Consider the following 17,049-nt stretch of genomic DNA (forward strand, 5'->3'; position numbering starts at 1 on the left):
TTAAGTTAAATAAAAAATGAGGTTTTGTTTATAAAATTACAGGAATTATAATTATAGTTTATATTATAAAATGATTATAAGTCAAGGGTTTTTTAATCAATTTTTAATTATTTGGATTTTTTAAACAAAAAAAGGCATCCATGATGAATTAAGTCATGGATGCCTTTTTATTCAACTAATTAAGCTTTCTTACTCCGTTGAATAAAGTCATCAAACAAAGCTTGCATAGGTGTATCTTCATTCAGCATTAATTCTGGATGCCATTGAACTGCCACAATACTTTGCGCTGGATCACGGGATTCATAAGCTTCAATAATCCCATCTTTGCTCCAAGCAGTTGCTACAAAAGAATCAGCAAGTTTTTTCACAGCTTGATGATGATACGAGTTTACATGATAATTATCTGGCAAGATACTTGCTAAATGACTGCCAGCATCAATTGTAATGCTATGCCCACCAACACTTGGAATACTTGCTTGCAAATGTTGAATGTGCCAATCGGGGTAGTCACTTAAGTCTTGGTAAAGCGTTCCACCTTCAACAACATTTAATAATTGAATTCCTCGACAAATTGCAAAAATAGGTTTCTTTTGCTTCAAAGTTTCAATGATTAGGGCTTTTTCAAAATAATCCCGTTTTGGTTCAGTTTCTTGAATTTTAATACTAGGTTCTTCATTATAAAGAAAAGGGGAAATATCTTGTCCGCCAGCTAGTAATAGCCCATCAATTTGATTTACATAAGTTTTTGCAGTTTCAGGATCACCAATAGGTAAGACTAGAGGAATTCCCTGAGCATTTTGAACACCATCAACAAAGCCTTGTGGTGTATAAGTAACGAGATTATCATGAAAAACCTCTGCATGTTTTGTTAAAATATTGCCTGCAATTCCAATGATCGGTTTCATTTTTGTTCCTCACTTTCTATTCAATTTATTTTACCTTAAAATAGAAATAAAAGCTAATTAATAGTAAGTGCTATTGCTGTTGATAATAACTGCACTTAGTTAATATAAATTCTAAATAAAGTGCCGGAATACAAGGTTTTCAACATTTGTTTGATAATTGTTAACTGAATTCATTGCGAAAGATTCTCAATTGAGCTAAAATAGAGAGAAGACAAAATTTATAAGTAAGCCAATATACACTTAAATTAAATTTGACGAATCACACATTTATTTGTGTAAATAAAGAAAGTAAAGGGGAAAATAAAATGGCTGTTTTAGAAGTAAAAGATTTACATGTGTCGATTGAAGACAAAGAGATTTTAAAAGGCGTTAATTTAACAATGAAAACGGGAGAAATTCATGCCATTATGGGACCAAATGGAACCGGTAAATCAACGTTATCTGCAGCGATTATGGGACATCCAAGCTACGAAGTAACTCAAGGAGAAATCCTTTTAGATGGTGAGAATGTTTTAGAAATGGAAGTTGATGAACGTGCTCGTGCAGGGTTATTTTTAGCAATGCAATATCCAAGTGAAATTGCTGGAATTACCAATGCTGAATTTATGCGTGCAGCGATTAATGCTCGTCGTGAAGAAGACAATAAAATTTCTGTTATGGATTTCATTAAAAAATTAGATAGCAAAATGGAAATCTTAGATATGCCAGAAGAAATGGCTGAACGTTATTTAAACGAAGGTTTTTCAGGTGGCGAGAAAAAACGGAATGAGATTTTACAATTAATGATGATTGAACCAACTTTTGCAATTTTGGATGAGATAGATTCAGGGTTAGATATTGATGCTCTTAAAGTTGTGTCAAAAGGTGTCAATGCGATGCGTGGTGACAATTTTGGTTCATTAATTATTACCCATTACCAACGTTTGCTAAACTATATTACGCCGGATATTGTTCATGTTATGATGAATGGTGTTGTTGTGAAAACTGGTGGAGCTGAGTTAGCGAAACGTTTAGAAGCAGAAGGTTATAAAGGTATTCGTGATGAATTAGGTATCGAAATTGAGTTAGATGAAGATTAAGGAGGATTCAAGATGACAGAGAAAACTTTTACAACCCATCTTGATGCCTTACGTGATTTTTCATTAAGTCATGGTGAGCCTGAATGGATGTTGGATTTACGCTTAAAAATGTTAGCAAAAATAGATGAATTAGACTTACCTTTTATTGAACGTGTGAAAATAAACCGTTGGCCGTTATTAACTGTACCAGCATTAAAAAATGATACAGATGCAGTGTTATTAGCAGAAGATTTCTTAGTTGAAACGAATGATGCGCCAAAAATTATTCAAGTTGGAACCCAGACTGCATTTGAACAATTACCGATGGAACTAATTGAAAAAGGTGTTATTTTTACAGATATCTTTACGGCCTTAACAGAACATTCTGATTTGGTGAAAGAAGCCTATATGCAACTAGCGGTTAAAGCAGATGAAGACAAATTAACAGCATTCCACGCTGCTTTTATGAACAGTGGTGTGTTCTTATATGTTCCTAAAAATGTGGTGATTGAAGAACCACTTGAAGCGTTGTTTGTCCAAAACAGTCAAATTGAAGAAAACTTTATTAAACATGTATTGATTTTAGCGGATGCAAATAGCCAATTTAGTTATGTTGAAAAATATCAAACGATTGGTGAAACAAAAAATACAGCCAATATTATCGTTGAAGTTATTACTAAGCCTGGTGCAAAAGTAAAATTTTCAGCGGTAGATCAATTAGGCGTGAATACAACAACGTACTTTAATCGTCGTGGGCATTTATTAAAAGACTCAACAATTGATTGGGCCTTAGGGATTATGAACGATGGCGATATGGTTGCTGATTTTGATTCAGATTTAATTGGTGAAGGTAGCCACAGTGAAGTGAAAATCGTAGCAATTAGTACGGGTAGTCAAGTTCAAGGAATCGATACACGTGTAACGAATTATGGACGTCATTCGATTGGACATATTTTACAGCATGGTGTAATTCGTGATAAAGCAACCTTAACCTTTAATGGGATTGGTCATATTATCAAAGGTGCAAAAGGCGCAGATGCTCAACAAGAAAGTCGTATTTTAATGCTTTCTGACAAAGCTCGTGGCGATGCTAATCCAATCTTGCTAATTGATGAAAATGATGTAACTGCAGGACATGCTGCCAGTGTTGGCCGGGTTGATCCAGAAGAAATGTACTATTTAATGAGTCGTGGAATTGCCAAAATCGAAGCGGAACGTTTAGTTATTCGTGGTTTCCTAGGTTCCGTAATCGCAGCAATTCCAGTCAAAGCTGTTCGTGATGAACTGGTGGATGTTATTGAAGGGAAGTTGACAAAATGAGTTTAGATGCTGCAAAGATACGCGTGGATTTTCCAATTTTAAATCAGATAGTCAACGACGAAAACTTAGTCTATCTAGACAATGCAGCAACGACTCAAAAGCCTACAGCTGTGATGAATACGATTGTTGAAGACTACTATTATAAAAATAATGCCAACGTTCATCGTGGCGTCCATACTTTAGCGGAACGAGCAACAGAGCAATTTGAAGCCGCCCGTGAAAAAGTCCGTTATTTTATCCAAGCAAATGAAACCGCAGAAGTTCTATTTACTCGGGGAACAACGACCAGTTTAAATTGGATTGCCCGTAGTTATGGCGATTTAGCGATTTCGGAAGGGGATGAAATCGTGATTTCCTACATGGAACATCACTCGAATATCATCCCATGGCAACAGCTAGCGAAGGCTAAAAAAGCCACATTAAAATATATCGGTCTAACCTCAGATGGTCAACTAGATATGGTAGATGCGAAAAAACAAATTACGACTAAAACAAAAATTGTCTCAATTGCCCATGTTTCCAACGTTCTAGGTGTAATCAATCCAATTGAAGATTTAAGAGAGTTCGCTCATAATGTTGGGGCAGTCATTGTTGTAGATGGCGCTCAAGCCGTTCCACATATGAAAGTCGATGTTCAAGCGTTAGATGTAGATTTTTACTGTTTTAGTGGACATAAAATGTTAGGACCCACTGGAATTGGAATTTTATACGGCAAACGCAAACACTTAGAGCAAATGGAACCTGTTGAATTTGGTGGCGAGATGATTGATTTTGTGCATTTGCAAGAGAGTACGTGGAAAGAATTGCCATGGAAATTTGAAGCAGGAACACCGAACATTGCTGGTGCAATTGGACTTGGTGCAGCGGTGGATTATCTAGAGAATCTTGGCATGGATCAGATTGAAGCTCATGAACAAGAATTAGTTGATTATGTGATGCCAAAGCTTTTAGCAATTGAGGGGTTAACCATTTATGGACCACAAAATCCAGCTGAACATACAGGAGTGATTGCTTTTAATCTAGATGGATTACACCCTCATGATGTTGCAACAGCTCTTGATATGGAAGGTGTTGCCGTTCGAGCAGGTCATCATTGTGCGCAACCATTACTAAATTATTTAGATGTTTCAGCAACAGCGCGAGCAAGTTTTTACGTATACAATACAAAAGCAGATGCAGATCGTTTAGTCGAAGCCATTCTGGCAACAAAGGAGTTTTTCCAACATGGCGCTATCTAGATTAGATAACTTATACCGTCAAGTCATCTTAGACCATTCAAGTCATCCTCATCATCATGGGGTTTTAGATGCATCAACCAATCAGATTGAATTAAATAACCCAACTTGTGGCGATGTGATTCAAATCCAATTAATCGTAGAAGATGATGTGATTCAAGATATTCGTTTTTCAGGACACGGTTGTTCGATTAGTACAGCCAGTGCCAGCATGATGACGGATGCTGTAATTGGCAAACCCGTAGCAGAAGCCCTTGAATTAGTACAAGATTTTTCTGAATTAGTGCAAGGTAACGAAGTCGTTAATTTGGACGGACTAGGGGATGCAGCGATGTTAAGTGGAGTCGCAAAGTTCCCAGCTCGTATCAAATGCGCAACTCTATCATGGAAAGCTTTAAATAGAGCCTTAGTCGAGGGCGGAACAACCGTTGATGGACATCTTCATCAACCAGACGAATCAATTTAAAAGGAGTGAGATAAATGAGCGAAGTACCAGAGTTAGAAGAATATAAATTCGGTTTCCATGATGACGTGGAGCCTGTCTATAGTACCGGTAAAGGTCTTACAGAAGATATCGTTCGTGAAATTTCACGAGTAAAAGAAGAACCAGAATGGATGCTGGATTTCCGTTTGAAATCATTGGCACAATTCAATAAGATGCACATGCAAGAATGGGGCCCAGATTTGTCAGATATCGATTTTGATAGTATTAAATACTATCAAAAATCAAGTGATAAAGCTGCTAGAGATTGGGACGATGTACCAGATAAAATCAAAGAAACCTTTGAACGAATTGGAATTCCAGAAGCAGAACGCAAATATTTAGCCGGAGCTTCAGCGCAATATGAATCAGAAGTGGTTTACCATAATATGAAGGACGAATTTTCTAAATTAGGAATTGTCTTTACTGATACAGATTCAGCTTTGAAAGAATATCCGGAGTTATTTAAAGAATATTTTTCAAAATTAGTCCCTCCAACAGATAACAAATTAGCTGCATTAAACTCAGCAGTTTGGTCTGGGGGAACCTTTATCTATGTACCAAAAGGCATCAAATGTGATGTTCCTTTGCAAACCTATTTCCGAATCAACTCGGAAAACTCTGGACAATTTGAGCGGACATTGATTATCGTTGATGAAGGCGCAAGTGTCCATTATGTGGAAGGGTGTACCGCACCAACGTATACAAGTAATAGTTTGCATGCAGCGATTGTAGAAATTTTTGTTCGCAAAGATGCTTATTGCCGCTATACGACTATTCAAAACTGGTCAGATAACGTCTATAATCTTGTAACCAAACGTGCTAAGGCGTATGAAGGCGCAACAATGGAGTGGATTGATGGCAACTTAGGAGCCAAAACAACCATGAAATACCCAAGTATCTTCCTAGATGGTCGTGGCGCACGTGGAACAATGCTATCGATTGCCTTTGCTGGTGCGGGACAAAACCAAGATACTGGTGCAAAAATGATTCACAATGCACCAAACACATCAAGCTCAATCGTCTCAAAATCGATTGCCAAAGACGGCGGCGAAGTAAACTATCGCGGTCAAGTAACCTTTGGACGTAACAGTGGCGGATCGATTTCACATATCGAGTGTGATACGATTATTATGGATGACTTATCGAAAAGTGATACCATTCCATTTAATGAAATCCGTAATAGCAATGTTTCACTGGAGCATGAAGCAAAAGTTTCTAAGATCTCTGAGGAGCAATTGTACTACTTGATGAGCCGTGGATTGAGTGAGCAAGAAGCTACTGAAATGATTATTATGGGCTTTGTTGAGCCATTTACAAAAGAATTACCGATGGAATATGCCGTTGAATTGAATCGTTTGATTCAGTATGAAATGGAAGGCAGTGTGGGTTAATTTTAATATATAAGCTAGAAGCGTTGATATATCAATGTTTCTAGCTTTTTTGTTTGCCTGAATATTAGAAATGACCAGCTTTTGACCAGCTTATTTACTGATTAGCCATCATATCAGCAAAGTCCTGACCAGTCTTCTTAGGCGCATTGTTTGTGATATGAACATAAATATCCATTGTGACTTTACTATTTTCATGCCCTAACCGATGTTGAACCACCTTGATAGATTCCCCTGCTTCTAGTAATAAGCTAGCATGAGTATGTCTGAACCCGTGCGGAGTAATACGAGACAATTTATATTTTTTTATGATATATCTTAACCAATCATTCACGGTATTTGGAACGTACAAGGTGTTCTTAAGGCTTGTAAAAACATGTTGGTTATCTGAGCTAGTATTATAACCTAACTTAAGATAGTCTGTTCTTTGTTGTATTCTCCAATCGTTTAAGATTGCCAATGTTTCAGTATCAAGTGATATAGTTCTTTTTGATGCTTTTGTTTTAGGTGTTTGAAGTATGATGTTCTTATGTTCATCTATAGCTACAGTTTTGTTAACATGTAGTTCCTTGTTAAAAACATCAATATCTTTCCATTGTAAGGCTAAAGCTTCGCTTTTTCTCATACCTGTGTACGCTAACAATCTAAAAAAAGCATACTGTTTAGTGTTACCAAAGTTTTTGAAAGAATCTAGTAAGGTCTTTAATTCTTCTTTAGTATAGAACTTGCGTTGTTCTTCATGCTCCTTTCTACGAGGAAGCAGGGTACTTTTCATGACATTACGTTCAATATATTCCTGAGAAATGCCATAGCTTAAAATTTGTGCTGTTTGTTTTCTCATAGTGTCATAAGTTTTATACTTTTTATGCCAATTGTTCACCATTTTTTGACAATAGGAAACAGTAATATCAGTGATCTTCATCTTTCCAAATGCTGGTAATATTTGGTTCTTAGCATATCTAACATAGATAGATATAGTAGATTTTTTTACACTTGAACGTTGGAAATCAATCCACTCTTCATATAAATCTTCAAAAGTCATGTCGCTAGCTTTTTTCTTAGTTCCATATTTTATCTGGTATGCTAGCTCATCATGTGCTTGTTGAGCTTCTTGTCTAGTTTTAAAGCCTCTACGTGTAGTATTTACTTTCTGTCCAGTCTTTGGATCTGTGGCTACATGTCCTTTGAACATCCAAGCTATTTGACCGTTATTTTTTTTGTACTTTGTAACTTTTGCCATTTGTTTTCCTCCTAGATATTGGTCAATAGATATAGTCTATTGGGAGCAATATTTGGAGTAAATCTAGGTTTTAGTTTCTGCTTGCTTTAAGATATTACGTTCAGTATCGCTCCATCTTAAACACCTCCATTTTCAGTTGAATTTGTAATAGCATCTAAATATTGATTGAGACCTAATAGCTGTCCAAAGGTTAATTTTTTATTATTAAAGAAAATGTCCTTTTGTTTATTAATTCCTTTAGATATTATATCTGATAGATTAGTCGAGTCTCTGTAAGGAAAATTTTCTTCTTCGTATGTTTTCTTTTTTACATCTATATTATCTAAAAACTCTCCCAACTTAAAATTAAGATTTTCAAAATCAAAGGTTTTGGTAACATCTCTAAAAGCTAATGCTTCTGGTGTACCAATACGTGTTAATTCATCATAAGAGAGTGGTTCCAATGTTCCGCTGTTATTACTACTAGAGTACTTCTCTGTTAGTTTTTGATATTCACATAAATCTATTAAATTTCGAAGACTGATTCCTAAAGCATCTGATATTTTTGTCAAAGTTTTAAATGATGGCGTTCGTGTGTCGTTTTCAAGACCTCCAATATAGGATTGTCCAACTCCTAGATCTTTAGCTAACATTACTTGAGTATATTTTTTTCCACCAGCAGATTTCATTTGTCTAATACGCTTAAGAGCAAATCCAACCTTTAAGTTACTATTTTCTTCCATTGTGGTCACCTCTTTCTATAACTATAATATCACTTTTAAGTGGTTAAGTAAAGTCTTAAATGTAAATATAATTAAAAATATCACTAATGGGTGTTGATTTATTTGGTGATTCATGCTATACTGTGTATATCAACTAAGAGAGGCGGTGATAATTATGAATAAACGATAGAAGGGAGGACATTCCATGAATAATAAAAAAGAAATTACTTTGGATAGTCTGCTTGAGAGAACAGTCTATGAAGTTTTAAATAAAGAGTTCTTAGAATTAAAAAGCATGTTAGCTACTTTACCTAATTCTAACACTAATCTTTCAGGTTATTTAACTATGAAAGATGCTGGTGACTATCTGTCAGTATCCAGAAATACTCTAGCTAAATTCATCAGTGAGTATGATTTACCTATAACAATAATAGACGGTACTAAGCGTATAAAAAAATCTGATATAGATGAATTTATGCTTAGTAAAAGGCGTTGACTATGTCTTACAAGTATCTTTATTTATTACTAGTAAGAGCAGTTAAAAGAAAGCTATTAAAAATTATAGGAGGATAAGTATGGAAACTAAATATACAAAACAGGTAGAGGATAAAGTAGTAAAACAAATGGATAGACTTTTAATCAGTTATAGAAAGAATTATCTTTTTCAAGTGAAAAATGGAGAAGACGTTGAATTTATAACAACTACTGCTGATAAGGTCAGATTAACCGAATGGAAAGTCAGAAAACATTTAAATGGTGATTATACATTAGGAATAAAATTAGGTTCTGGTGGATTGACTAAGTTTCTATGTTTTGATGTCGATATTATAGATGTGGAAGATAGAATATGGACAACTAAAGAACTGATAGATACACTTCATTCCTATTATGGAATTCCGATGAAAGATATTCATGTTTGGTATTCAGGATTTAAAGGCTATCATGTTGATCTATATTTTGATGATCTTATTAAAGAGCAAAAACTTAATAATTTCTATTATGAAGTTTTGACTCAAATGGGAGAAACAATTCATCGCATTGAAAAAAGACCTACCTCGGGACTTGGAGTCAAACTACCATTGGGGATTCATTTGAAAACAGGGGATTTTTGTTGTTATGTTAATAATCAGACATTAGAACCATTGGCTATTGATTATTTCTTAGCTATAGAACCTCTATCTTTAAGTGAATTCCAAGAAAATATTTTGAATGACTGTATAACTATTGATAAAAAGCAATTAAAAAATAAAAAGAAAGAGAAATCAAAAAAGATAGGTAATAGAATAAAAAAGGATAATAACCACATTATTGGTGACTACGTGAAAAAGACTCTTATTAATGGACACTTGTCAGAATCGAATAGTAGGAATTATTTTACCTTTCATGCATCTCGTTTCTTAAAGTACCAAGGAAACGACATGGAGAGTACGTATGAAATTATCTTTGGTATAATTAAAACTACCTTCCAAAATTCTGAAACTAGAATATTCTTAGATCAAAAATGGAACCTTCAAGGTTTAGAAAATGAAACAAAACGTATAGTTAAGAATGTTTATGTGGGTGACTATGCCTTTAGTTTGAAATCTAGTGATGTTACTTTTTATAAACAAGAGTTAGATGCTATCTTATCTATCTCAAAGAAAAATCTCAGAAATCTTCTTTTTAGTTTACTATATCATTCAAAAAAATATAGTGGCAGTGACGGGGAATTTTATTGTACTCATAAAATTTTAGCAAATATGGGGAATGATAGTAACACTGGAAGAAGTGCTAAGAACATCAGACTGCTAGAGGAAATGGGCTTTGTTAAAGTTATCTCTTTTAGAGTATTTAAAGGAGGGAAATGGATTCCTAACTACTACAAAGTGACCTTAGGAGAACAGGATGTTTCTGAAATTGAGGGGGTTACATATAATTCTGATGAGCCTCTAGATCTAAACAAGGTAATGAAGGATATAAATAACAAAGAAGAAGAACTAACTAAAATTTAAAATGCTGGGATAGATTTATTTACCAGTTTGAAATTGAGAATAAAAAGCACCCATCTGGTTAGGATAGGTGCTTTTTACTTGAACTCACTTCGTTCAGCATCTTGCCTTTTTAATAGCCTCATATAGTCTAATATCTTAACCTTGTCTTCGGACGATAAAGAGCGGTATAAGGCATTGAATTCTTCATCAGCCTCCTCAGATTGTATATCTATAAAATGGCTTAGAGGGACTCCTAGAGCCTTTGAAAGAGCTTGTAAGTTTTCGGTTCGTGGTTCAGTTACCTCATTTTCCCAACGAGCAATTGCCTGTTGAGAGGCATGAATTTTCTCTGCTAACTGTTTTTGAGTCCATCCTAATTTTTTTCTATTTTCTCTTATAGCTTTAGCATATTGTTTCATTTAATTGTTCCTCCAATAATTATACTATACAACGATATGTTGTTTATGAATGTTAAAAACGGTGTATAACTACATATAATTGTTGAAATACTACATTTAGATGTATATAATAGTGAATAAGGAGGAAGATTATGAGAGAAAAAAGAAGACTTTGTTTATACAGAGAAGCATACGGTTATTCTCAAATTGAAATAGCTGAGAAGATGTACGTCACTCAGCAGTCAATTAGTTCATGGGAGACAGGTAGAACAATACCTAAACCTTATCAAATGAAACTATTATCAGAAATGCTAGAAGTTGATTTGGATGAGCTTTTTTATGATATTTTCAATGTAAATAGGGAGGAAAAAGAAAATGTATTGTAGAAATTGTGGAACTAAGATGGAAGAATCAGAAAAATTTTGTTCGTCTTGTGGAGCATCTCAAGAAAATAAAGAGCTCTACACAGAACAGATAAGCCCCAATATAGAAAAATCACTGAATGAAGTAAAAGATCAAATTAATAAGGGAAAAGAAAGCGGAAATCTATATAAAATTGTTGGTTGGATATCAGTTGCCATCTCCCTTTTGTTTATTCCTGTATTTTTTGGTGCTTTTGGAGTTATTATGGGGTATTTGTATAGAGATCACGATGAAAAGCATGGAACTATTTTAATAATAGCAAGTGTAGCAAGTGGTATTTTAGGAATGCTTCTAGGTCTATCATCAGGGTATTGAGGAGGTTAAAAGATGATAAAGATGTTAGGTGGAATAGGGTTTGTCTTTTTTGCAATTGCAATAAGAAGGCTTCTTAAAACACATCATCATCAAAAAGATAGAAAGAAAATACTGATATCAGGTAGCATTCTATTATTTGGCTGTTTTTTAATGCTATTTAGTTCAGGTGGTCGATCAGAAAAAGAATACACACAAGAAGTTATGAACATAGTCAATGATAACGATCTGAAAATCAAAGAGACAGATGTCTATTCAGATGATGATATGAAGGATACAGCTGACTATTTAAGCAAACAAATGAAAAAATTGAAAGATATCAAACCTCCAAGTACTTTGCCTCAAGAGATTAAAGATTCTCATGAAACTCTTTATGAGGGAATTGATAGAATTAGAATAGGGATATTGGAGCACGATATCGAAAAAATTCAAGCGGGGCAAATGATTGTTGCTATGGCACTAATTCTTTATAATGATTATATAGAAAAAAATCCAGATAAATTTGATAAGGAGTAACCATAATGAAAAAAGGGTTGGTTTCATTTGTGCTATTATCCACTGTTTTGATGGCATCCTGTCAAAATAGAAGAGAAACGTCTAGTTCGTCTATCTCTAGTGAAGCATCCAACAGTATTAGTTATATAAAAGAAACTTCTGTCGATAGCTCTTCGGTAGAAGAGGAGATAGTGGAGGAAATGTTATGGAATGCTGAAAAGGCTAAAAATCTTAGTGGCTTTATTAAAACTTGGGGTCAAACAATGAATCAGATATATAAACAGTACAGTCCGAATAACAACGTTGACTTATATGGATTACAGTTACCCAATGCAGTTTTAAAACATGATATTGGGTGGCAAGCAGTTATTGGGAATACACCTATTGTATTGAATTGGTCTGAAAATGGAGAAGTTGATAATGGGTATGCATTGGTTGCTGTATACTCAGATGCTGAGAACCAACCTTACATGGAAAAACATGTCTATTTCTTTACGATTGTAGCAGGTATGCCAAAAGTATTAGTTACTAGTCAGAACCAAGGTAATGGAAATAATTATTTATATTTTACAGAGACTGAAAACATTGAACTTAGAGAAGGTTTTTCTAATATTTTAGGAAGTACCATTGATATGAAAAAAGGACAAGAGATATTTACAAAAGATGAGAAGATAAGCTATTTTGCTTCTAGTTATGAAATTTTGCCGTACGCAGGGATTTTAGTATATGAAGATAGTGGAATTACCTATCGTTTAGAAGAACCTATAAATAATACCCAATCAGCAATTTTAGAAGCTATTAAGAGCATAGGACAAATGAGTTCGGATATACAGGAACAAATCGGTGAGGCTATTCCCATTAGGTTTCAAGAACCAAATGAGAGTGGCTATTCAATTACTATTGTTGATGGAAAAGCAATACAAGCTAATCAACTGTTTGGCAGAATTATACAAGGAATGGAGTAGGACGTACATTTACCCCCACCCCGTTGTTTTAAACTCCAATTTATACTAATATTGGAAGTATAGGTATCTATGCCGGAGGTTCGTTTGTGGATAATAACTTAGAAGGGTAAAATAATTGATGTATATGAAACAATAAATGAAACAGGCTCTAAATGCTTTAAATCAAGCATTTAGAGCCTGTTTCATTTGTTAGTAGAAAACATAAATAATAAATAGTTTTCTATAACTTATAGTTAAAAAAACAACTAAGTAGTTATATATTTCTGTTAAAAGTAACAAAGTAAATATTTCATTTATAAATGAAAGGAGTATAATATTTATTGCTTTGGTTAAAAAAAGTAAGTATTTTTTTTTAGTTCCCAATAAAATTTGTAAATTGACCAGATTTTTATCTTAAATTATGGTTAAACATAGAATGGGAAATATACTTTTAAACTTAGAATCGTTAAAATATCCTACAAAGTAGTAGGGGAAATAAATCTTTAATGGACCTTTAAATATTTCAAGTGGGGACATTTTTAAGCAGTCAATTGGGTAGAAACTCTGTTTAGAAGATTGAGAATTGTTTTTTATCCATTTCCTATTTTTCTAACGTATGGTTTTGTAAATAAAACGATAAATATTTGAATTTAATTTAGAAAAATGAGATAATGAGTTAATATAATGGATATTTTTATTAGTAAAGAAGAAGATAAATTTTTAGGAGGCATTATGAAAACAAATAAACAGTCAAGTCCATAATCCTGTGTAAAATACTATACAACGTTTCTATTGTTTCTTACTTGCTAAAATTTATATACTTTCTTGTAGAACTAATCCATTCTTCATGCAGGTCCATAAGAACTGCCCCAATCAATCGATTGGCTGAAGCATGATTTGGAAAGATTCGAATGATCTTTTCTCTTCTGCGAACCTCTTGGTTTAATCGTTCAAGAAGATTGGTACTTTTTAGTCGATTGTGGGAGTTACCTAGGACAGTATATTGAAAGGCATCTTCGAAGCCATTATCTAAGGTCTCGTAAGCTTTTGTGTATTTCTTTTGGTCGTAGTATTCTTCAACCAGACGATTTTTAGCTTCTCGTGCTAAATTAATATCCGTAAACTTGAAGATAGCTTTTACAGCTTCTCTAAAAGGTTTAGAATTCTTCTTAGGAATTGTTGTAAAGATATTTCTTAAGAAGTGAACTTGGCATCTCTGCCAACTTGCGTTGGTAAAGGATTTACGAATCGCAGATACTAAGCCTTTATGAGCGTCAGAAATAACGAGTTCTACACCTTGTAATCCTCTTTCTTTTAAGTATTCAAAGAAGTTAGACCATGTGTTATCACTCTCTTCATTTTGAATCATGAAGCCAATAATTTCACGATCGCCATCTTTGGTTATTCCAATCGCAATGTGACAACTCTTAGAAAGTACTCGATTATCTTCTCTAATCTTTATGTACAGGACATCAGTCATCAAGTAAGGATAGTTTATATCTGAAAGCGATCGATTTTGCCATTCATTGACCAGAGGGTCTAACTGTTCAGTCAGACTAGAAACAAAGGACTTAGAAACTGATTTACCACATAACTCCTCAACAATCTTAGAGACTTTACGTGTTGAAACGCCTGAAACATACATCTCAAGCATTGAAGCAAGCAGCGCCTTTTCATTTCGCTGATACCGCTCAAACACCGTCGGTGAAAACTCACCATCACGTGTTCTAGGTACTCTTAATTCAAGTGTACCAACGCGAGTCGTAAAGTCACGCTCGTAGTAGCCATTTCGTTGACTCTGACGACTTTCAGATCGTTCATAGTCATCAGCTTTAATGTATTCTGTTCGTTGGTTTTCCATCAACTGATTGAAAACTGTCGTTAAAATATTTTTAGACACATCATCTTTAACGGAATGTTCAATAATACTTTGAACCTCTTCGTTGTTCAGTGTAAAATGTACTTGGGTCATGTAAAGTCCTCCTGGGTATGTTTTTAATGGTTAAAAACATTGTACCGTAAAAGGGCTGTTACATGGCCTTTTAACTTTTACACAATTATATGGACTTTATCAAAAATGCAGTTATTTAGGAATAGATAGGATAATATTAAGAGTTTGAAAAACCAGAAAACGTATAAAATGGCCATTTAATGATGGATTTCATGCGATATTTTATGATGTTAAAATAATTGTTTTAGTTTTCTGATAGATGTTCATCTTTTTCATTTCGAAGTTTAATATGATTAATTTTAATATAGCGATAAATAGTGTTATGTATTTCCTCTTAGAATAAATTACCTTAGATGTTTCTTTAAAATAGAAACGTCTTTTTCTGTGTCTTAAAGGAGAGTATATATTCTAAGATAACGAACTAAATATTACGTTTAGAGAGGCTTATTTAAGCGTATTGAAGCAGAAGAGGGAAAAAAAGTATATTTTAATAAAGAAAATTAAATTAATAAGGAGTTATTCTAAAGTAAAAAGAGCTTAAGATTGGCGAGATAGAAAGGAACTTATTTCTATCTGAGAGGAGTGGAGTAATGGAAAGGAAACCTGCTTTTATTGATGTGAAATTTAATCAAACTGTTTCTGATAGTCATGCGCTGCAAGCAAAGTCAACGATGCTATTTCTAAAAATTGGTACGGACGACTTAAATCAATTCCCGCATGATAGCTTTATGAAAAGTGAAGTTAAAACAAGTTTTTTGAATGCTTGCTTAGGACTGGAAATTTCACTACGAACAATAACCAATTCTTTTCTATTATCGATGGTTAGAATAGATGTATTAAAATACGGATTAATTAACACAGTAAGAACGATAAGAGCAGATATATGATGAGACGGAATGAATGTGAAAATGTTAAGAAGAAGCATAAAAAGCACAAAATTATTAAAGGAATCGGTTTACTGGTTCCGTTGATCCTATTTGGAACTGGCTATTTTCTTTTTTATTCTTATGTGATATCAACCTACAATATTCATATTATTTCAGGATCTTCAATGGAGAATGAATTTAAGGATACAGACACAGTATTGGTAAAAGCTGTTGATTCTTTGAGTAGATACTCTGTAATTTCTTTTGCTCATGAAGATGAAATGTATGTAAAAAGAATCATTGGCGTTCCGGGAGACGCAGTTATTGTTAATCAAAATAGGATAAGTATTGACACAGGTGGGCAAGGGAAGTTTGAATCTGTTTATGATTTTGAATTAAGTGAAACTGTGGCTGATGAATTAAAAAAAATCATGATTATTCCAGCAAATTCTTATTTTGTCGTTGGCGATAATTCAGATATATCAAAGGATAGTAGAGAGTTTGGCTGGGTAATGCGGAACAACATTGAAGGAAAGATTATTTTAAATTTTGAATAATCGGAGGGAGCTTTGAGTGGAAGTAATCGGATTAATTTTAATAGTCTCAGGTATATCTATAATGTGTATGGTACTCTATAGGCTATTTATCCAAAAACAAATACAAAATATTACCATTTCTGAAGATAGCTCTAAAGAATTTTTAAAAAAACTTGAGATAGTTAAAAGGAATGAGTTATCGAAACATGTGATAGCAATTTTTATTATTTCTATTGCCCTTTCTATGATGTTAATTTTAATAACCAGTCGTTTATATAAATTTAATTATAAAATTGATTATTTATCCTCACAAAATTCAAATTTAAAAGATAATTTAGAAATACTGAGAAAACAACAAACAAAAATAATAGACCAAATAGAACTAACTCCTTACCCAGAAAAAGGGTTACAGATAAAAACGTTAGAGTGGAGAGACTTATTTATCAATCAAGAAAAAAAAGCGCAACATTCTTTAGAAATGCAACTATCTCAGAAATTAGCGCCGTATGTAGGTCTAAATAATATTTTAGCAGTTGTAAATACTCATAGTGCAACGTTAGATCTAACTATTGAAGGAAATGCAATTGATAAGAATAATGAAGCAATTAAAGAAAATATAGATTTGTTCGTTGTGGAAATTTCAGAAATTAGTGAACTTAGTCAAATCAATCTAAAACTAAATGATACAAAATCTGATTCTCATCAAACGGTTTATAGTTGCAGCTACACTAGAAATGATAAAGACGAAGATTTTAAACGTACTTCAATGGAAAATTAATATAAAGATGTGAAAGGGGATGCAGCAAACATGGCAAAAGAAAAA

19 protein-coding genes are annotated in these 17,049 nt (G+C 33.6%); 14 read left to right on the forward strand and 5 right to left on the reverse strand.

What is annotated here, in order from left to right; translation table 11 throughout:
* Positions 1-179: 179 nt before the first annotated feature.
* Complete coding sequence (locus BR43_RS15785) at positions 180-905, reverse strand: gamma-glutamyl-gamma-aminobutyrate hydrolase family protein (protein ID WP_034563692.1); 726 nt, start codon at positions 903-905, stop codon at positions 180-182.
* Positions 906-1,210: 305 nt separating this feature from the next.
* Here BR43_RS15785 and sufC point away from each other — a divergent pair, with 305 nt between their 5' ends.
* The 5 genes from sufC to sufB are packed head-to-tail and all read left to right on the forward strand — an operon-like array spanning position 1,211 to position 6,393.
* Positions 1,211-1,984, forward strand: a complete 774-nt coding sequence (gene sufC, locus BR43_RS15790) for a Fe-S cluster assembly ATPase SufC (protein WP_034563694.1) — start codon at positions 1,211-1,213, stop codon at positions 1,982-1,984.
* 12 nt (positions 1,985-1,996) lie between these two features.
* Positions 1,997-3,283: a Fe-S cluster assembly protein SufD gene (gene sufD, locus BR43_RS15795; protein WP_034563696.1), complete on the forward strand. Its 1,287-nt coding sequence runs from the start codon at positions 1,997-1,999 to the stop codon at positions 3,281-3,283.
* Positions 3,280-4,521 (forward strand): cysteine desulfurase, encoded by a 1,242-nt coding sequence (locus BR43_RS15800; RefSeq protein ID WP_034563698.1) that lies wholly within the window; start codon positions 3,280-3,282, stop codon positions 4,519-4,521. Before sufD ends, BR43_RS15800 begins: the two co-directional genes overlap by 4 nt.
* Positions 4,508-4,984 carry a Fe-S cluster assembly sulfur transfer protein SufU gene (gene sufU, locus BR43_RS15805; RefSeq protein WP_034563700.1) on the forward strand — a complete coding sequence of 159 codons (477 nt, stop codon included), beginning with the start codon at positions 4,508-4,510 and terminating at the stop codon, positions 4,982-4,984. Before BR43_RS15800 ends, sufU begins: the two co-directional genes overlap by 14 nt.
* A gap of 14 nt (positions 4,985-4,998) precedes the next feature.
* Complete coding sequence (sufB, locus tag BR43_RS15810) at positions 4,999-6,393, forward strand: Fe-S cluster assembly protein SufB (RefSeq protein ID WP_034563702.1); 1,395 nt, start codon at positions 4,999-5,001, stop codon at positions 6,391-6,393.
* Positions 6,394-6,487: 94 nt separating this feature from the next.
* Here the strand turns inward: sufB and BR43_RS15815 are convergent, their stop codons facing one another.
* Complete coding sequence (locus BR43_RS15815) at positions 6,488-7,630, reverse strand: tyrosine-type recombinase/integrase (protein WP_034563704.1); 1,143 nt, start codon at positions 7,628-7,630, stop codon at positions 6,488-6,490.
* 116 nt (positions 7,631-7,746) lie between these two features.
* Positions 7,747-8,352, reverse strand: coding sequence for a helix-turn-helix domain-containing protein (locus tag BR43_RS19295; protein WP_051933996.1), 606 nt, complete (start codon positions 8,350-8,352; stop codon positions 7,747-7,749).
* A 184-nt stretch (positions 8,353-8,536) separates the two neighbouring features.
* Between BR43_RS19295 and BR43_RS15825 the strand changes: the two genes are divergently transcribed.
* Positions 8,537-8,827 carry a helix-turn-helix domain-containing protein gene (locus tag BR43_RS15825; RefSeq protein WP_034563706.1) on the forward strand — a complete coding sequence of 97 codons (291 nt, stop codon included), beginning with the start codon at positions 8,537-8,539 and terminating at the stop codon, positions 8,825-8,827.
* Positions 8,828-8,906: 79 nt separating this feature from the next.
* Positions 8,907-10,322, forward strand: a complete 1,416-nt coding sequence (locus tag BR43_RS15830; RefSeq protein WP_034563709.1) for a TOTE conflict system archaeo-eukaryotic primase domain-containing protein — start codon at positions 8,907-8,909, stop codon at positions 10,320-10,322.
* A gap of 74 nt (positions 10,323-10,396) precedes the next feature.
* Here BR43_RS15830 and BR43_RS15835 read toward each other — a convergent pair whose 3' ends face one another.
* Positions 10,397-10,720 (reverse strand): helix-turn-helix domain-containing protein, encoded by a 324-nt coding sequence (locus BR43_RS15835; protein ID WP_034563711.1) that lies wholly within the window; start codon positions 10,718-10,720, stop codon positions 10,397-10,399.
* Positions 10,721-10,851: 131 nt separating this feature from the next.
* On the opposite strand from BR43_RS15835, the gene BR43_RS15840 reads away from it, so the two are divergent.
* From BR43_RS15840 to BR43_RS19300, 4 genes are read left to right on the forward strand one after another with little or no spacing between them, the layout of a single operon-like run.
* Positions 10,852-11,085 (forward strand): helix-turn-helix transcriptional regulator, encoded by a 234-nt coding sequence (locus tag BR43_RS15840; protein WP_034563713.1) that lies wholly within the window; start codon positions 10,852-10,854, stop codon positions 11,083-11,085.
* Positions 11,086-11,101: 16 nt separating this feature from the next.
* Positions 11,102-11,437 carry a zinc ribbon domain-containing protein gene (locus tag BR43_RS15845; RefSeq protein ID WP_425393638.1) on the forward strand — a complete coding sequence of 112 codons (336 nt, stop codon included), beginning with the start codon at positions 11,102-11,104 and terminating at the stop codon, positions 11,435-11,437.
* Positions 11,438-11,449: 12 nt separating this feature from the next.
* The gene (locus BR43_RS15850) at positions 11,450-11,950 is read left to right on the forward strand and encodes a hypothetical protein (protein ID WP_034563717.1); all 501 of its coding nucleotides are present in this window, start codon (positions 11,450-11,452) and stop codon (positions 11,948-11,950) included.
* Between the two features lie 5 nt (positions 11,951-11,955).
* On the forward strand, positions 11,956-12,894 hold the full coding sequence (locus tag BR43_RS19300; RefSeq protein WP_051933997.1) for a DUF4767 domain-containing protein: 939 nt from the start codon (positions 11,956-11,958) through the stop codon (positions 12,892-12,894).
* Positions 12,895-13,672: 778 nt separating this feature from the next.
* On the opposite strand, the gene BR43_RS15860 is transcribed toward BR43_RS19300, so the two are convergent.
* Positions 13,673-14,845, reverse strand: a complete 1,173-nt coding sequence (locus tag BR43_RS15860; RefSeq protein ID WP_034558139.1) for an IS256 family transposase — start codon at positions 14,843-14,845, stop codon at positions 13,673-13,675.
* A gap of 569 nt (positions 14,846-15,414) precedes the next feature.
* Here BR43_RS15860 and BR43_RS15865 point away from each other — a divergent pair.
* From BR43_RS15865 to BR43_RS15875, 3 genes are read left to right on the forward strand one after another with little or no spacing between them, the layout of a single operon-like run.
* Complete coding sequence (locus tag BR43_RS15865) at positions 15,415-15,711, forward strand: hypothetical protein (protein WP_034563719.1); 297 nt, start codon at positions 15,415-15,417, stop codon at positions 15,709-15,711.
* A complete protein-coding gene (lepB, locus tag BR43_RS15870; RefSeq protein ID WP_051933998.1) occupies positions 15,708-16,247 on the forward strand; it encodes a signal peptidase I in 540 nt (179 codons plus the stop codon). The genes BR43_RS15865 and lepB overlap by 4 nt, the downstream gene beginning before the upstream one ends.
* A gap of 16 nt (positions 16,248-16,263) precedes the next feature.
* The gene (locus tag BR43_RS15875) at positions 16,264-17,004 is read left to right on the forward strand and encodes a hypothetical protein (protein ID WP_034563721.1); all 741 of its coding nucleotides are present in this window, start codon (positions 16,264-16,266) and stop codon (positions 17,002-17,004) included.
* Positions 17,005-17,049 lie beyond the last annotated feature (45 nt).

The sequence above is a fragment of the Carnobacterium gallinarum DSM 4847 genome (assembly GCF_000744375.1).
In the GTDB taxonomy this organism is placed as follows: Bacteria; Bacillota; Bacilli; order Lactobacillales; family Carnobacteriaceae; genus Carnobacterium; species Carnobacterium gallinarum.

What these genes read in the sequence shown, in the direction of transcription:
- BR43_RS15865 (WP_034563719.1), top strand. Translation starts at nt 15,415, where the DNA reads ATGGAAAGGAAACCTGCTTTTATTGATGTGAAATTTAATCAAACTGTT.
- BR43_RS15825 (WP_034563706.1), top strand. Translation starts at nt 8,537, where the DNA reads ATGAATAATAAAAAAGAAATTACTTTGGATAGTCTGCTTGAGAGAACA.
- BR43_RS15840 (WP_034563713.1), top strand. Translation starts at nt 10,852, where the DNA reads ATGAGAGAAAAAAGAAGACTTTGTTTATACAGAGAAGCATACGGTTAT.
- BR43_RS15860 (WP_034558139.1), bottom strand. Translation starts at nt 14,845, where the DNA reads ATGACCCAAGTACATTTTACACTGAACAACGAAGAGGTTCAAAGTATT.
- BR43_RS15830 (WP_034563709.1), top strand. Translation starts at nt 8,907, where the DNA reads ATGGAAACTAAATATACAAAACAGGTAGAGGATAAAGTAGTAAAACAA.
- sufU (WP_034563700.1), top strand. Translation starts at nt 4,508, where the DNA reads ATGGCGCTATCTAGATTAGATAACTTATACCGTCAAGTCATCTTAGAC.
- lepB (WP_051933998.1), top strand. Translation starts at nt 15,708, where the DNA reads ATGATGAGACGGAATGAATGTGAAAATGTTAAGAAGAAGCATAAAAAG.
- BR43_RS19300 (WP_051933997.1), top strand. Translation starts at nt 11,956, where the DNA reads ATGAAAAAAGGGTTGGTTTCATTTGTGCTATTATCCACTGTTTTGATG.
- BR43_RS15845 (WP_425393638.1), top strand. Translation starts at nt 11,102, where the DNA reads ATGGAAGAATCAGAAAAATTTTGTTCGTCTTGTGGAGCATCTCAAGAA.
- BR43_RS15800 (WP_034563698.1), top strand. Translation starts at nt 3,280, where the DNA reads ATGAGTTTAGATGCTGCAAAGATACGCGTGGATTTTCCAATTTTAAAT.
- sufC (WP_034563694.1), top strand. Translation starts at nt 1,211, where the DNA reads ATGGCTGTTTTAGAAGTAAAAGATTTACATGTGTCGATTGAAGACAAA.
- BR43_RS15835 (WP_034563711.1), bottom strand. Translation starts at nt 10,720, where the DNA reads ATGAAACAATATGCTAAAGCTATAAGAGAAAATAGAAAAAAATTAGGA.
- BR43_RS15850 (WP_034563717.1), top strand. Translation starts at nt 11,450, where the DNA reads ATGATAAAGATGTTAGGTGGAATAGGGTTTGTCTTTTTTGCAATTGCA.
- BR43_RS15815 (WP_034563704.1), bottom strand. Translation starts at nt 7,630, where the DNA reads ATGGCAAAAGTTACAAAGTACAAAAAAAATAACGGTCAAATAGCTTGG.
- sufB (WP_034563702.1), top strand. Translation starts at nt 4,999, where the DNA reads ATGAGCGAAGTACCAGAGTTAGAAGAATATAAATTCGGTTTCCATGAT.
- BR43_RS15785 (WP_034563692.1), bottom strand. Translation starts at nt 905, where the DNA reads ATGAAACCGATCATTGGAATTGCAGGCAATATTTTAACAAAACATGCA.
- sufD (WP_034563696.1), top strand. Translation starts at nt 1,997, where the DNA reads ATGACAGAGAAAACTTTTACAACCCATCTTGATGCCTTACGTGATTTT.
- BR43_RS19295 (WP_051933996.1), bottom strand. Translation starts at nt 8,352, where the DNA reads ATGGAAGAAAATAGTAACTTAAAGGTTGGATTTGCTCTTAAGCGTATT.